Source organism: Shewanella sp. MSW, from assembly GCF_007636515.1.
GTDB lineage: Bacteria > Pseudomonadota > Gammaproteobacteria > Enterobacterales > Shewanellaceae > Shewanella > Shewanella indica.
In genome coordinates, this window is record NZ_LVDR01000024.1 from 19,961 (window position 1) to 35,575 (window position 15,615).

Annotated in this window: 9 protein-coding genes and 1 pseudogene; 5 read left to right on the forward strand and 5 right to left on the reverse strand. The window is 49.8% G+C overall.

Going from position 1 to position 15,615, the window contains the following annotated elements; all coding sequences use genetic code 11:
- Window positions 1-488 precede the first annotated feature (488 nt).
- Window positions 489-3,131: an SO2930 family diheme c-type cytochrome gene (locus tag AYI96_RS18885; protein WP_144362147.1), complete on the reverse strand. Its 2,643-nt coding sequence runs from the start codon at window positions 3,129-3,131 to the stop codon at window positions 489-491.
- 238 nt (window positions 3,132-3,369) lie between these two features.
- On the opposite strand from AYI96_RS18885, the gene AYI96_RS18890 reads away from it, so the two are divergent.
- The gene (locus AYI96_RS18890; protein WP_144362148.1) at window positions 3,370-4,089 is read left to right on the forward strand and encodes a suppressor of fused domain protein; all 720 of its coding nucleotides are present in this window, start codon (window positions 3,370-3,372) and stop codon (window positions 4,087-4,089) included.
- 96 nt (window positions 4,090-4,185) lie between these two features.
- Here AYI96_RS18890 and AYI96_RS18895 read toward each other — a convergent pair whose 3' ends face one another.
- On the reverse strand, window positions 4,186-5,247 hold the full coding sequence (locus tag AYI96_RS18895) for a DUF3083 family protein (protein ID WP_039035604.1): 1,062 nt from the start codon (window positions 5,245-5,247) through the stop codon (window positions 4,186-4,188).
- Window positions 5,248-5,524: 277 nt separating this feature from the next.
- Between AYI96_RS18895 and AYI96_RS18900 the strand changes: the two are divergent.
- Window positions 5,525-5,955: pseudogene (locus tag AYI96_RS18900) on the forward strand (GNAT family N-acetyltransferase).
- A gap of 63 nt (window positions 5,956-6,018) precedes the next feature.
- Here the strand turns inward: AYI96_RS18900 and AYI96_RS18905 are convergent.
- On the reverse strand, window positions 6,019-6,693 hold the full coding sequence (locus AYI96_RS18905; protein WP_052248247.1) for an arylesterase: 675 nt from the start codon (window positions 6,691-6,693) through the stop codon (window positions 6,019-6,021).
- Here AYI96_RS18905 and AYI96_RS18910 point away from each other — a divergent pair.
- The 3 genes from AYI96_RS18910 to AYI96_RS18920 all read left to right on the forward strand — a co-directional run bounded on the left by AYI96_RS18910 (window position 6,632) and on the right by AYI96_RS18920 (window position 10,280).
- Window positions 6,632-7,444 (forward strand): ABC transporter ATP-binding protein, encoded by an 813-nt coding sequence (locus AYI96_RS18910; protein ID WP_082014356.1) that lies wholly within the window; start codon window positions 6,632-6,634, stop codon window positions 7,442-7,444. The two genes, AYI96_RS18905 and AYI96_RS18910, sit on opposite strands and share 62 nt — an antisense overlap.
- Window positions 7,444-9,897: an ABC transporter permease gene (locus AYI96_RS18915; protein WP_144362149.1), complete on the forward strand. Its 2,454-nt coding sequence runs from the start codon at window positions 7,444-7,446 to the stop codon at window positions 9,895-9,897. The genes AYI96_RS18910 and AYI96_RS18915 overlap by 1 nt, the downstream gene beginning before the upstream one ends.
- A 164-nt stretch (window positions 9,898-10,061) precedes the next feature.
- Window positions 10,062-10,280 (forward strand): hypothetical protein, encoded by a 219-nt coding sequence (locus tag AYI96_RS18920; protein ID WP_234501169.1) that lies wholly within the window; start codon window positions 10,062-10,064, stop codon window positions 10,278-10,280.
- 208 nt (window positions 10,281-10,488) lie between these two features.
- On the opposite strand, the gene AYI96_RS18925 is transcribed toward AYI96_RS18920, so the two are convergent.
- Window positions 10,489-11,163 (reverse strand): hypothetical protein, encoded by a 675-nt coding sequence (locus tag AYI96_RS18925; protein WP_144362150.1) that lies wholly within the window; start codon window positions 11,161-11,163, stop codon window positions 10,489-10,491.
- 153 nt (window positions 11,164-11,316) lie between these two features.
- The gene (locus AYI96_RS18930; RefSeq protein ID WP_039035607.1) at window positions 11,317-15,609 is read right to left on the reverse strand and encodes an EAL domain-containing protein; all 4,293 of its coding nucleotides are present in this window, start codon (window positions 15,607-15,609) and stop codon (window positions 11,317-11,319) included.
- Window positions 15,610-15,615 lie beyond the last annotated feature (6 nt).

Below are 15,615 nucleotides of genomic sequence, written 5' to 3' on the forward strand. Positions count from 1 at the left end.
CTGTTAATCGATTTTCGGTACAGCTCAACCAAGGGCATTAGTCATTTGCTGTCAGCATTGGCCTAAGGTTCTGCTTGGTCAACCTAAAACCATATTGCTTTAGTTATGTTTTTGTAAGGTTATTGCCTCGTATCACGTCTGTTTATCAGTTAGCTTGCGGTTGTTTTGAGTAAGCTGTAGGCCAGGTTATTCATACTTAGACCGACAAGTTTGCCTGAGAGCGGCATTGCCAATGGCCCCTGTTGTACTTGGCAATAATATCAAGTCGAGCATAGCTATTTTGAGACAAGGCATCAGGTGCGCTAACTTGAGGGCAGTATTCATCTTTATGACTATGACTTCAAAGCTTGAACAAAGATTCGACAGAAAAACGGCTGGAGTCTTAGTATTTGTTACTTGGTAACGAACCAATAACTTCTCAGCCGTTTTCATTTCTGGATACGAATTAATCTATGATTTACTTTTTATACGCCAGCTTGGCTTCAGCTTTATTTTGAACAGCTGGCCGCAGGCAAGCGTTTGATCCATTCGCTTATCAGCGCGACTCCTTCATCGTGGCTGAGGCTACGGCCAATTTCGGGCATTCTGTCGCCCGGTTCATTGCTCTGCATCCGGAAATGCATGATGGACTCGGCCGGATTACCCGGTACCACATCGTAGCCCAGGGTGCCGCCGCCATAGGCGACAGGCGATTTACAGGTGCCGTGGCTGAAGCCGTTGTCTTCATCATAGCTGCGCTGATATTCCAGTTTCAGCCCGGTATTGGAGGCATTGCCTTCGGGTCTGTGGCAGTGGGCGCAGTTGATATCCAGGTAGCCCTTGGCCGTTTGCATCAACTCGCTGTCACTTAGCTGAGTCAAAGTGGCTTCATCACTATCCACATAGGCTGGTACCTTATCGACGCTGGTAAGGGGTGGCAGGCCGCTGAGAATACCTGCGCTTTGCCAATGAAGCAGTTGGTTGGCGCTGCCATCCTGGTAGGGGTAGTCACGGTTCAGATGGCGGGCCTTGGGACCAATCGGCATAAACACCGCCTGGCTGGCGCTGTCGGCCTTGAACTGATGACACTGCTTGCACTGATTCATTGACGGGACAACATAGTCAAAGTTCAGGGTTTGCCCCTTGTGCACCACGCTCTTGCCTTGAATGGCACCGGCCTTGGCCAAAGAGGCATCTGTTTGCTCGGCATTCCAGACATAGGGCAGGGCGGTCCAGCCCGACTCTCTGTGGATCAACAACCGGGTTTCAATCAGAGTTTCATTGTCCATGCCTCTGGTTGCGGTATCGGCGGGCAGGGCAAATGTTTTCACCAGTACTGTGCCTACCGGGAAGTCAAAGGCCTCATTGCTGCTGTAGTTGGCTTGTTTCCCTTCCGGCACAAACACATAGCGATACTTACTGGCATAGTCGGTAAACAGCGGTGTGTTGAGTTTGTAAGGGATCCCGCCACTGTTTGACATGGCCGCCGGCATAGAGGCGTCGGCAAACAGGCGGTACTGTGCCAGGCTGCTGCAATTGGCACCTGTCAGAGCATCCCAGTTCACACCAGAGCCTTGAGCGCTGCACAGCGACTGGTCGCCATCGCCTTCAAGGCCGCCTTCACCTTCTCCTATAGTACCGCCACCGCCGACCAGCACGCCGCCATCACAACCTTCAGTATCATCATCCACGCCGCAGCCGAAGATCTGTTCGCCGAAAGTGACGGTATGCACAGGTAGGCTGACCAAAGAGCATTGTAACAGTTGCTGCTGCTTGGCTTCATACATGACATCGGGAATGCTGACATCGGTATTGCTGTTGCCGTAGAGCCGGCCAACGCTGACATCTCCATTGTTGCTGGCACAGACATTTTCACTGCCGTCAGGGTTGAAGGGGAGTTCACCAAAGCCGAGATAGGCGCCGGTACCATTATTGGCGAGCAGTTCACCCAGGCCATCGTAGAGGATCCCCGGGAAGCGGCCATGGCTGTAGATGTAGGCCTTGATGATATCCTCGATAAGATAACCGTTGGGCTTGGTGGCAAAACCGCTTATCTGGTTGTCATGGATATAGATGTTGCGTGGTGTGGCGCGCCAGCCATCTTCAATGGCCTGACCCGGCAGGGCATAGCTGGCGGCAAAGGTGGAGACATCCGGCTCGGCGATGAAGAAGCTGGAGACAGTGACCGCCAGGGTATCGTGGTTGCTGATCTGGTTGTTGAACACTTCCACATCGTTGGTGGAGAGTATGATCACCCCGGTGCCGGGAGGAACAATATGCACTCCGGCCGGGTTGGCAGAGGCGTTGGCGAAGTTGTGGGTATTGTTGTCATAAACCTTGTTGTTGAATACCCGTACGCTGGAGCCGTACTTGTGGTTGCCTATGGGAAGGTCGAACACCAGAATACCACCGGTATTGCCCATGGCCTCATTGTTATAGACATCGGCAAAGCGCGAGTTTTCCACTTCGATACCGGCGACGTTTTCCTTGGCGACATTGCGTCTGACGACTATGTACTCAGACTGACCCACATAGATACCGGCATCGGCGCTGCCGCGGACATAGCTGTCTTCAATCAAAATATTCTCGCATTCCACCGGGTAAAGGCCGTAGGCGCCATTGCCTTGATCCAGCTCACCTTCCCACACGGCGGAGACATTGCGCAGTATGATGCCATTGGTATTTTTCAGCTTGATGCCGTTGTTTTTGGCTTCATAGACCGACAGATCCTTGATGGTGATATTGAGGGCGTTTTGCACAAAAATACCGTCACCGGCGTTGGCGTTGGCAAAGTCGAGAATGGTTTCATCGCGGCCATAGCCCATGACAGTGACATTGCGGGCATAGCTGCCGTCACCGTCGACATCGCCGTCAAACAACAAGGTGGCATCTATCTCAAATCGGCCCTTTGGCAACACGATCACAGCGCCACTCTGGGCGTTGATCAGAGCTTCCTGAATTCGGGTTGTCAGATTGTCTCCGGCTTCAACCATGATGGCGCCTTCGGGGAAGGGGCTGGTTAGCGGCGGTGGCGTCACGACCGGTGGTTCAGTGGTTTGAGATGTATTGTCGTCATCCGAGCAGGCAATGAGTCCCAGGGTTAACCCGGCTGCCAGCAACGCCAAAGTCAGGGGGTTTTTCTTGTTGAACATAATCTCTCCTGATAATTGTTATTATTCCGTTAACAAGATCCCGATTCATTTCCCGACTGACAATGTGAAATCCGGCCAAATTAGCGTCAAATAATGCAAGTAGCAGCAGATAACAGATTGAGGCATTATCGCCATATATAAACACTATTTTAACAACCATTTGTTTTTCATCATTTATTCTGGATTTCGTTCGCAGGCAGTGATAAAACCTCAAGCGTCAGAATCAAAAGGAGTTGGCATGAGTAAGGATGAACAAGAATACAGCCTTTCCGGTGATCCCATTTTCAGATACACGGATGGTGAAAAGGAATGGCAGTCACCTATGGGTGAAGAGTGTATCGTCCAGATAAGCGAACATATTGAGCGCCATATTGGTGAAGTCACCTGGGTCTTTCATGAAGTTATCTCGGATACTGTGCATATTGATGTGCATTATGTGGCACCGACAGACGAGCGACCTTTCCATACTCTGGTGACTTCCGGCATGAGTGACTTGCCTATGAGTACCCCCGAAGGGGCGGATATCCCCAGGTTTATGGAGCTGATGATCACTTTGCCAGCGCATTGGCAGATAAGTCAGGAAGCCTTTATCGATGAAAAGTGGTACTGGCCTATAAGGCAGCTTAAGTTTTTGGCGCGCTTTCCGCATAAATACGACAGCTGGCTGGGCTGGGGACACACAATACCCAATGGTGATCCTGCCGAACCCTTTGCCGAAAATACCCGTCAAAATGGCATGATAGTTCTGCCGTCACTGCTACTTGATAATGCATTCCACACCTTGGAGATTGACCAGGACAAGTGCATCAATTTTTATAGCCTGGTGCCGCTTTATGAAGAAGAGATGATGTTGAAACTGGAGCAGGGCAGCGATGCTTTGTTGGATCTGTTCGACAAATATCAGGTGAGCGATCTGGTGGATGTTGCCAGAATCAATGTGGTCACAGGGCGGAAATAGCCGAGCCCTGGGGACTCATTCATAGCACACTCATAATAACAAAGTAAAAAGCCGGGCTGAGCGGTATTGTACAGGCTAGCCCGGCTTTTTTGAGTCTTAACGCTTGTAACTGATGTGCTGATGGAATCTCAGCACCAGTTCATGGCGCTCCGGATCCAAACCTATGGCTTCGGCAAAGTCTTTCAAAGCTGCTTCCACCTGGTTCATATAGCGGCCATAACCCGGCTCTGTGTAATCCTCTTTACCGGCGACCAGCAAAAAGTGCACCGATTCCACCAAGTTACCTCCATCCCAATGGCTGACAAACTGGGTGTCGGTTGCCGCAGGATCAAAGCCTATCATCTGGGCTTCGGCAGTGCTTTCCACCTTCTCGAACTTACTGTTGCGAACCAAAGGCATCAAGCCATTGGCTACCATGGCGGTGCGGTGTAATTGCTTGCCTGCCGCCGCGCTGCGGAACTTGTCCTCAAGGAACTGGTACAGCGGGCTGAAGTCTTCGGTATGCTCCTCTTCCAGTACGCTCTGTTTCAGGCGGCGGCTCAACGGCAGGCTGACGGTGACATAGGCCAGTGAGCTGTGATCTTCCGGCAGTTTGCACCTGCGCGACTTGTAGCGCTGATAGATATCTCTTAGTTTGTAGCCATAGGTCTTTTTCTCACCCTTGGCACGGGCGAAGAGATCGTAGGCCATGTGCTGGTGATCGCGGACTTTGACCTTTAACTCCTGCTCCGGCAGGTTGTCCAACACCCCATTCAATACGGCGTTAACCCGGTTGTGGAAGTTGGCGGCGTTAGCGCGAATTTCCTTACCGGTAGCCAAAAACAGCAGTCTTAACTTGCGGGCCTTGTAGTCCGGCTGGAAGAAAAGATTCTGGGCTTCATGGTAGGCTGGGTTGTAAAAGAACAGGATCTGTTCGGCAGTTTGGAAGCAGTAGGCCTCGGTGTGAAAACGCACCACAGGCAGTTTGTCATTGGCGATCACATGAATGTTGTGCAGATCTTCCTTTTCTGCCAACTGGAATACTAACTTGCTGATCTCGCGGTAGCAGTTTTCGTAACTGGCATAGTGACTGAGCAGCGCATCTGTCATCAGTATTTCAGCCATGATGTACTGGCTGGTACGGGTGGCCAGGGGAATATAGACTTTTTGCAGGGACATATGCTTTCCTTGTTTCATGTTATCACGCTGGTATGGGCATACTAGCCGGGTTGCACAGCACTCTCTTTGCGACAAAACAACTTTCAATCCGATCGGCTATAGACTTATCGCGCCCGCCCTAGTGTAATCTATGGTTATGATTTATTAAACATTAATAAAATTTAGCCAACCTTAAGGCAACAAGCTGAACCACAAGGAGTCATTAATCTTGATTATCGAAAGCCCCAGATTAATTTTGAGACAGTTCCGTGATGGTGATCAGCAGGCCTTGTTCGCCATGAACAGTACTTCCGATGTCCTGAGATATATCCCCGGCGAGCCGTTGAAGGATGTTGAAGAGGCCAGTCAGGTGCTTGAAAAGGTTATTTTTGCCGACTACCGCAAGTATGGCTATGGTCGCTGGGCGGTTGAGCATAAGGCCGACGGCAAGGTGATAGGTTTTGCGGTCCTAAGTTTCTGCCGGAGTTCGGCAAGGTTGAGTTGGGATACAGATATCTGCCTGAATACTGGGGCCTGGGGCTGGGTTATGAAGCCGCAAGCCATGCATTGCCAAAAATAAAAGCGATTTGCGCCGTGGATGAGTTGATAGCCCTGATCATGGATGGCAACCTGGGTTCGGAAGCGATAGCCCTTAAGTTAGGGATGCTGCCGCAGGAAGAAAGTGAACTGATGGGGCACAAGGTGAGGGTATTCAGGTGCAGCCTTTAGTCGTTTTTAGCTATGTCGTCCTGCGGCTATTATGTCCGGCTGCTATTATGTCCGGTGATTGCCTTATCCGCCTGTTGCCGGCGCAGATGCGTCTGTGGTGGGGGCTTTGATAGATTCGATTGCCGATTCAACCCAGGGCAGCACAAAGGCGGTGATCTTGGGCTGGGCCTTTTCGTTCGGGTGCAGCCCATCGGCCTGCATCAATTCGGGAAAGGGCGCTATCTCTGTCATAAAGAAGGGCATCAGGGTGACGTTGGGCTGCTTGGCCAGCTCACTGTAAACGGCGCTGAAGGCGTTGGCATATCTGGGGCCGTAGTTTGGCGGCACCATGACTTCGGAAAGCAGCACTTTGGCGCCGGATTGCTGGGCCAACGCAATGATTTTTGTAAGATTGTTTTTTAGCTCCGTTGGCAAAAAGCCTCTCAGACCATCATTGCCGCCTAGCTCCACCAACAGCAGCGAGGGTTTTACCGACTCCAGCAACTGAGGCAATCTTCTGAGGCCTCCGGCCGTGGTTTCGCCGCTGACAGAGGCATTAACAATGTTATGCTCGGGCAGGGCTTGTCTTAGCCCTTCGACCCAGCCCTGTTTCTCGGCCATGCCGTAACTGGCTCCTAGGCTGTCACCCAGGATCAGTATATCAGCGGCCTTGACGGGCTGCGCAGAGAACAAGAATATGAATGGTATCAATGCCAGCGGACGCAAGCATAAGGAAGTAATTTTGAAGAACAGTGCCATTAAGGTTTCCCATCTCGTAAAAACTGTCACTACCCAGGAAGGTGACCTGACTATCCTGAGTGGCATCAATTTGGATGTCAAGCCGGGCCAGAGTGTGGCCATTCTTGGGCCATCAGGTTCAGGCAAATCAACCCTACTGGGCCTACTGGCTGCATTGGATACCCCCTCGTCCGGTGAGATTTGGCTCGATGGCAGTGCCTTGGCCGGGCTGAATGAAGAGCAGAAGGCTGCGCTGCGTAAGCAGAAAGTCAGCTTTATTTTTCAGTCTTTTATGTTGGTTGATACCCTCAATGCCCTGGAAAACGTCATGCTGCCGGCTGAACTTGCGGGTATCAGGGATGCCAGAGAGCGGGCCAAAGCCATGCTGGAGCGAGTTGGTCTTGGGCACAGGCTCAATCATTACCCGAAACAGCTTTCCGGCGGTGAACAGCAGCGGGTTGCTATCGCCAGAGCCTTTATCAGCGAACCCAAGGTGCTGTTTGCCGATGAACCCACGGGCAACCTGGACAAACACAACGCCGACAGGGTTGCCGACATGCTGTTTGAGCTCAATCGCGAGAGTTCGACCACCTTGATTTTGGTGACCCATGATATGCAACTGGCCAGTCGTTGTGAGCGCCAGTTGGAGATGCACGAAGGGCGATTGTATGAACAGGGGCAGCAAACCCTGCCGGAAGAGGCCGGTTTGCATGAGGCCAAGACAGAAAGCCAGGTTCTGGCGGCATCGGTAACGGCAGAGGAGGGGCGCTGATGGAATGGACGCTGGCATGGCGCCTGTTTCGCCGCGAACTCAAGCAAGGGCAGTTGGTATTGATAGTGCTGGCCTTGACCCTGGCGGTGTTGTCTGTCACCGGTCTGGCCCGGGTCAGTGACAGATTGCAGCTCGCCATCAACGGCCAGGCGGCCAAGTTTATCGCCGCCGACCGAATCATTAATTCACCCGTCCCCATAGATGCAGGCATACTGCAGCAGGCCAACGCGTTAGGGCTGAAGCAATCGCATAGTTTGCAGTTTAACTCTATGGTTTACAGCGGTGATGCCTTTCAGTTGGTCACTGTCAGGGCAGTTGATAGTGCCTATCCGCTCAAGGGTAAAATTGTCTTGCGTCAAGGGGAAACCAGTGCCTTGCCGCAGCCAGGTGAATTGTGGTTTGAAATGCGTCTTGGGGGCCTGCTGGGGTATCCCAAGAGTGTTGAGCTGGGTAACGCCCAGATGGCGTTGACCAAGGAGATAGACAGGCTGCCCGATGCCGGTTTCAATCCATTTGCTTCTTCCCCCCTGGTGTTGATGCGCCTTGATGATGTGGCGGCAACCGGGGTCATTCAGCCCGGCAGCCGGGTGACATATCTTTATCAGTTTGTCGGGGACAGCCAGGCGCTGAGCCGTTTTGAAGAATATGCCAAGCCACTGCTGACCAGTAGCCAACGTTGGGTGGATGTACAATCCGGCGATTCGCCGATTGCCGGGGCGGTGCAGCGGGCAGAGCGGTTCTTGCTGCTGGCGAGCTTGCTGGGGATAGCCCTTGCCTGCGCCGCTATAGGGATTGCTGCCCAGCGTTATTGTCAGCGTCACTATGATGTGGTTGCCATGCTGAAAACCTTTGGCGCCAGTGCAAGACAAATCCGTTTATTGTTCGGTCTGCACTTGCTGCTGGTGACCTTTCTTGGAGTGATCTTGGGGATCTTCGGTGGTCTGGTGCTGGATTATCTCATCAGCCGAGCCTTGCCTGCGGAAATTGCCGCCTATTCTCCGCCTATGCTCAGACCGCTTCTCTTGGGGCTGGCTACAGGGTTTATCAGCGCCTTTATGTTCAGTGCCTATCCGCTGATGCGACTGCTGGCTATTCCGCCGCTCAGGGTGTTGCAACGCCAGCTTGAAGGAATACGTCTGGGTATGTGGTTGCATCTGCTGCTGAGTTTGGCGGCTATGGGATTGCTCGGCTGGCTTTACTCGCGCTCTTTGCCTTTAACTCTGACCGTGGTGGCCAGTGTGGTGTTGCTCGGGGTGCTGCTCAGCCTGATGGGTTTTTTGTTAATCCGCCTGGGGCAGAGTGTTGGTATGCGCACGACCAACCCCTTGTCGCTGGCACTGGCGGGCCTTCGGCGCCGCGCCAGACAAAACGCTGTACAACTGGTGGGCTTTTCCAGCGCCTTGGTGTTATTGCTGACCATAATGGCGTTGCGTCAGGACTTGCTCAGCGAATGGCAGAAGCAGTTGCCTGAGGATGCGCCGAACTATTTTCTGGTTAACATAGCCCCGGACGAAGTAGAGCCGCTGGCGGACTTTATGGCTCAGCGCCAGATTGCTGCCACAGATATCTATCCTGTTATCCGCGGTCGGCTCAGCGCCATCAATGGTGAGGAGGTGATCACTGCCGAAGAGCAGGAACAGGGGCAGAGAGGGCGCCTTGGGATTTCAAGGGAGCTGAATCTCACCTGGCGAAATACCTTGCCGCCCAACAATGAGATCCTTGACGGCCATTTTAATCGGCAAACCGATGAGGTGTCAGTGGAGTCCGGGGTGGCCGAGCGTTTGGGAATTACTGTTGGAGACAGCCTGAGTTTTGTTATCGATAACCAAACGCTGACTGTCAAGGTGGCCAGTATTCGTTCTGTGCAGTGGGAAACTTTGCAACCCAACTTCTTTATGATTTTCAGTCAGGAAGCCTTGGCGCCCTTTGCTTATACCTCAATGGCCAGTTTTCATCTGGATGATGGTCAAAAGGCCGTTGTGCTTGAGATTATCCGTAATTTCCCCACTGTCTCTATCATAGATGTGGGGGCCATGGTGGCTCAGCTCAAAGAGATAGTCGCCCAGGTATCTTTGGCGCTGACGCTGGTGTTGGTGCTGGTGGTATTGGCCAGTGCCCTGGTGATGATAGCGCAGACCGAAGCCGGCATGGCCAGTCGCCAACGAGAACTGGCGGTTCTACGCACCTTTGGCGCGCCGGGAAGCTTGCTTAAGCTTGCCACGGCGTTGGAGTTTGCACTGCTAGGTGCCGTGGCAGGCATTCTGGCGGTCACAGTGGCGGAGTTTGCGCTCTGGCTTTTGAAAACTCAGGTGTTTGAACTCAGAGTCAGTCCTCACTGGCAATGGTGGCTGTTGGCTCCCCTCAGTGGCGCCTTGTTGGTGGCACTACTTGGCTTGTGGCGTTGTCGCAGTCTGCTGCAAAAGTCCTGTGGTGAGCTGTTAAGGCTGGAGTAGCGCCAGGGGGTAGGTTGTCAGGCAATTTTGTCGAACCATTTTTTTGCCTGCCTCGGGTGGCGAATTACTGACCTTTTGCTGTTATTTTGAGCGTTGCTGGGGTAGTATTCCGACTTTCTTTTGGACAGTGAAGGGATGCGCTGCAACAAGTGAGGTGAGGCGAGTTGACACTGATACTGGCAGGCGCGATGGCTTTGGCGGGGACTATGGGCGTCTCCGCTTACACTCTGGGACATTCAGCCTTCAAGGCAGGAATGGGGGTTAAACGTTGGGTGGTTGCCGGGTTGTTTTTGGGACCCGCCGCCATGTTGTTATTTAATGCACATAGGCAATTGGCGCACCGCAAAACCACTCGACCCGGCGATAGCAAGCATGCTTTCTAGAGTTGTCTATTGATTCCAAATCACAGCAAAAGGGAGCATAAATGCTCCCTTATTTTTTCGCTGTTCCATTAGTTCCACCAGCCTCTGGCTGGCACCACTTCCAGGTGACACAGACCCTCCGGCAGTTTCACTCTTTTACGCTCTGGTTTGGTCAGACCCAATAACTTTTTGATTGATATGATCATAATTAGTCCTCCAAGGCCCGGGGTCAGGCGTATATAAATTTCACATTAGGCGCGGCGGCCAGCTCGACAGGTTTGAACTTCACGTTCGGGGCTGCGGCCAGCTCGACAGGCTTGAATTTCACATTAGGCGCGGCAGCCAGCTCGAAGGGCTTGAATTTCACATTCGGAGCTGCGGCCAGCTCGACAGGCTTGAACTTCACATTAGGGGCGGCGGCCAGCTCGACAGGTTTGAACTTCACGTTCGGGGCGGCGGCCAGCTCGACAGGTTTGAACTTCACATTAGGGGCGGCGGCCAGCTCGACAGGTTTGAACTTCACATTAGGGGCGGCGGCCAGCTCGACAGGTTTGAACTTCACATTAGGCGCGGCGGCCAGCTCGACAGGTTTGAACTTCACGTTCGGGGCTGCGGCCAGCTCAACAGGCTTGAATTTTACGTTCGGAGCAGCAGCCAGCTCAACAGGCTTGAATTTTACGTTCGGAGCAGCAGCCAGCTCGACAGGCTTGAATTTTACGTTCGGAGCAGCAGCCAGCTCAACAGGCTTGAATTTTACGTTTGGAGCAGCAGCCAGCTCGACAGGCTTGAACTTCACATTAGGCGCGGCAGCAAGTTCAACAGGTTTGAATTTGACGTTTGGTGCAGCGGCAAAAGCCAGTGAACTGGTAACAACGGCGGCGGTAGCAACTATAAATTTAATCATTATCTTATCTCTCTCAGGGTAGTGGTAACAGTCAGCGGTTAACTTCTTGACGCTGAGAGAGATAAAGCAGGAGTCATGCCAGAAATGTTGTCTTAACTTTAAATTGATTTTTCTTTGGTGACTTTTGGTTTTTACGTTGTTCGAACTTGGTTGCTAAACTGTGTTCTTTTTACTTGATAATTCAGGCATATTTTGTTTCAAATATTCAGAAAATTCAGCCTCAGAAACCGCCTTGCTATAAATAAATCCTTGTATTTCTTCACAATTTAATGCTTTTAAAATACTCAGCTGTGAGGGTTCTTCTACGCCTTCGCCCACAACGGAAAGCCCCATATTGTGGGCTATGGTGATGATGGAGTCGACCATCTTTAAATCTCTGTCCGATTTATCGATATCGTCAACAAAGGCTTTATCTATTTTCAAGCTGTGAATGGGGAATCGCTTCAGATACGACAGGGACGAATAGCCGGTGCCAAAGTCATCAAGTGCCAGACAGACTCCCATTTTTGCCAGTTGTTGCATGACTTTAATGGCTTTTTCAGGATGCTTGATAACAGTCCCTTCAGTGATTTCCAGTTCCAGATTAGCAGCAGGTAGGCGGGTCAGACGTAAAATTGACGCGATTCTTTGCTGCAGATCGGGTAGGGCGAATTGTCGCGACGACAAATTGACAGCCACACGGCCATCAAACAATCCCTGTTCACGCCACTGCTGGGCGGCAAAGCAGGCCTTGCGCATAACAAGGTCGCCTATTTCAATAATTAGACCATTTTCCTCTGCCAGCGGAATAAAGTCATTGGGTGGGATTAATCCATGCTGAGGATGATTCAAGCGGACCAAGGCCTCCATACCCGACACTAAACCGCTACGCAGATTTATTTTGGGCTGGTAATAGACTTCAAACAGATCGTCTTTCAGGCCTTCGCGGATGAGATTCTCTACCTCCAACTGCCTAATTGCATTGCGGTTCAAGGATTCAGAGTAGAACTGATAGCGGTTACCTCCGGCAGACTTGGCATGGTACATGGCAATATCGGCCTTTCTCAGCAGTGCCTGCTCATTTTGCTCGTCTTCGGGATAAAGCACTATGCCTATACTAACGCCGACAACCAGTTGTTCGCCTACCAGTTCAAAGGCTTGACCGAAGGCGTCTATGACCCGGTTGGCTATCACTGCACTGGAACCTATGTCCGGATTCTTGTCCACCAGAATGGCAAATTCATCCCCACCTAGGCGATAGAGGTTGGTGTGTCCGGGTATAGATTGCTGCAGCCTCTGTGCAACCAGGATCAAAAGCTCATCACCTATCTGGTGACCAAGTGAATCATTGATTTTTTTGAAATTATCCAGGTCAAGTACCATCAGGGTGTGGTGATGATCTTTCTTCACCAGGTTGCCTAGGGTGACTTGCAAGTTGGAGCGGTTGGGAAGACCGGTCAGGAGATCATTGTTGGTGAGCTTACGCAGCTCTTCTTCCTGCTGTTTACGACGGGAGATATCGGAAAACACCCCAACATAATGGGTCAGGATCCCTTGCTCATCGTAAATCGCATCTATGGTGAGCTCCATCAGGAACTCTGAACCGTCGCCCTTAATGGCTTCTATATCGTTACTCCAGCGGCCGTATTGCTGCAATAACTGCTTTATTTGTTGATTGTAATTGTCAGGATAACGGCTGAATTGCAGCGTTGTGCCGAGCAACTGGTTGCGGCTGTGTTGGGTGAGTTCACAGCAGGCTTCGTTAACCTCAACATAATGGAAATCGGCATCCAGAATAAACATGCCTTCCGAGATATTCTCTATCGCCCGCTCGAATAGGCGTAGCTGCTCTTCTGCTGTCTTGAAACTGTTGATGTTTTTGATGGTTCCCGTCATACGCAGGGCATTGTCATGCTCATCCCGCTCAACAATTTTGGCTCTGTCGAGGATCCACAGCCATTCACCATTTTTGCTTTTAACCCTGTAGGTTGCTTCAAAATGATCTGTTTCACCGTAAAAGTGTTTGTTGAGTGCTTCTCTTACCCGCTCTCTATCTTGAGGGTGAATATTGCTCTCTTCACCATGATGGCCGGAACGCTGGCCGTCGCGGGGAAACTCGAGGGAGCCCCAGATATTGGAGCGGTATATCTGACCCGTTTCTATATCCCAGTCCCACATTTCATCACCACTACCCCAGAGGGAGAGCTTTAGCCTCTCCTCACTCAAGGCTATTTGGCGCTGGATCTCTCTCTTGCGCAGCACGGCTTTGGTGATAACCGTCAGTATTAGCAGCATTATCAAAACATAGAGCGCCTTGGCAATGTTGGAGAGCCACCAAGGCGGGGTTATTTCTACTTGGAGTTCGGTATTTTGGCCTTTTTTACCTGTGATGGGATCTATTGCTCTGAGCTGAAAGGTGTAGCTTCCGGGAGAAAGATTGGTATAGGTTGCAGAATTAATGCCTTTGGAGCTGATCCAGTCGTCAGAAAGCCCTTGTAGCCGGTACTCGTACTCGAGTTTAATATGAGAATACTTTGGGCTATTGAATCTAAGAGTGAAGGGGTAATCGGAGTATTTTAGTTTGATCTCATTTGACAGCGAAAGAACTGAGGAGAGTTTACTATTATCGACGAATTGGGGGATATTAAATATCAATAGTTCATTGAGGTTGGCTTTTGGCGCATGACTATTTTTGAAGTTAACAATGTCATTGGGTGAAATAATGGTTAACCCGGAGATCCCTCCCAGTAGGAATCCATTTCTCCAAGTTGAAGCGCTTTGTGTATTGTATTCATATTGACTACCGAAATCTTCATTTAAAAGATATGTTTCACCAGAGATTCCTATTATTACTTTTCTGATGGATGTGGCAACATAATTACCATCAGAATCAGTTGCGATTGAGTAAATGGGACTGTTGGCGATATACGTTGTTGATATTTTTTTTGTAGCTTTATTGTAGAATTTTAGGCCTGTCCCAGTGCCTAAGTATGTGCCTGATTTTGTTGGTGCGATGCTGTAAGTGATCTCATCACTAAAAATATGTTTGACGCCTGTAGTGTTACTGGCAGTAAAGACACCAACTTGAGTTGCGATATAAAGTTGATTGCTTTCGTAAGCAATGTTGAATATTGATGGTTTTTCACTTATTTCATATTGGCTGACGATGCCGAGTGTTTTTACATCAACTTCATGTATTAGGGAATTTGCAGTACTTATTGCAATTCGTGTTTCATCCTCATTGACAGCTAATGCGACTATAGGGCTATCAATTATTTGATACCGTGTTCCAGTATTGACATTTATAGCATACAATCCATTTAGAGAGCCGTAGAAAATAGTGTCATTTACAAGTCCTGCTGTTTTGGGGCCTTTTAGTCCTGTATCAACAGATAAGATCACGTTGAGGTCTTCATTCAGCAGTTTAAGAACTTGTGTGTCATCTGATATTAGAAGGTCTTTTTTCTGGTTTTTTTGTATATTCCAGACGCTTTGAGTATTACTGGCAAGAGTCGAAGCGAGTTGGCTTTTAATATCTATCGCAGAAAACCCTTTATTGAGAGATGGAATGTAAATGCGGCCTTTTTCTGCATAAATGAAACTCATTGACGTAGAGAGAGCCACATCCTTGATTAGACCTAGAAACTTTTCTTCTCCTTTAGATGAAATGTTGAATACTTTGTTATTTTTTAAGGCGTATAAGTCATTTCTCAAGCTGAATATGTTATTGTATTTTTCTACAGATATGCTTGTTAGTTTATTATCTTTCCATCTGTGTATACCATCTTCTTTTAAAATGTAAATGCATTCCGTTCCTTGGCTGATTGATATTGACTCTTTTGATATTAATTTACTTGCTTGCGAATCTTTATTTGTCTGATAGACAGAACCATCGTGATTGCGCGTTATATAAAGATTTTTGTAGGAGATAATCTGTTTTACATTAAGAAAATTTTCTGATTGCAATAATGTGATTTTAGGGGTTGTAGTAGTTATCTGATCTACTTTAGCTATTTTGTCGTTGAGACCAACTAATATTGAATCTTCCATTCGTTGGAGAGACCAAACTGCACTGTTCATACTGCTTATGGGTACAAAAGTGTTTTTTTCCTTATTATAGGTATAGAGACCATGGTTGGTGCCAACTAAAAGAAGGTCTTTGTGTGAGTATAAACTTTGGATGAATGAACTTCTCAGACCAGTCCCGTCATTGGCGAAATATTGTTTGAACTCCTTGCCATCGAAACGGTTAAGACCATTGAGAGTTCCTACCCAGATATAACCATCCGAATCCTCGGTTATCGATGTGACTGTGCTTTGTGAGAGCCCTTCAGGAACGCCGTATGTTTCTGCTTTTAGAAGGATCGGAGCGGGAGTATCAATCAGAGGAAGTGCTGCAACTGTAGCCGGGACAAAGGCGATAACCAAACACCAGAGCATTGTGAGGTAGAGCAGGAAATTAGGCATAAATTT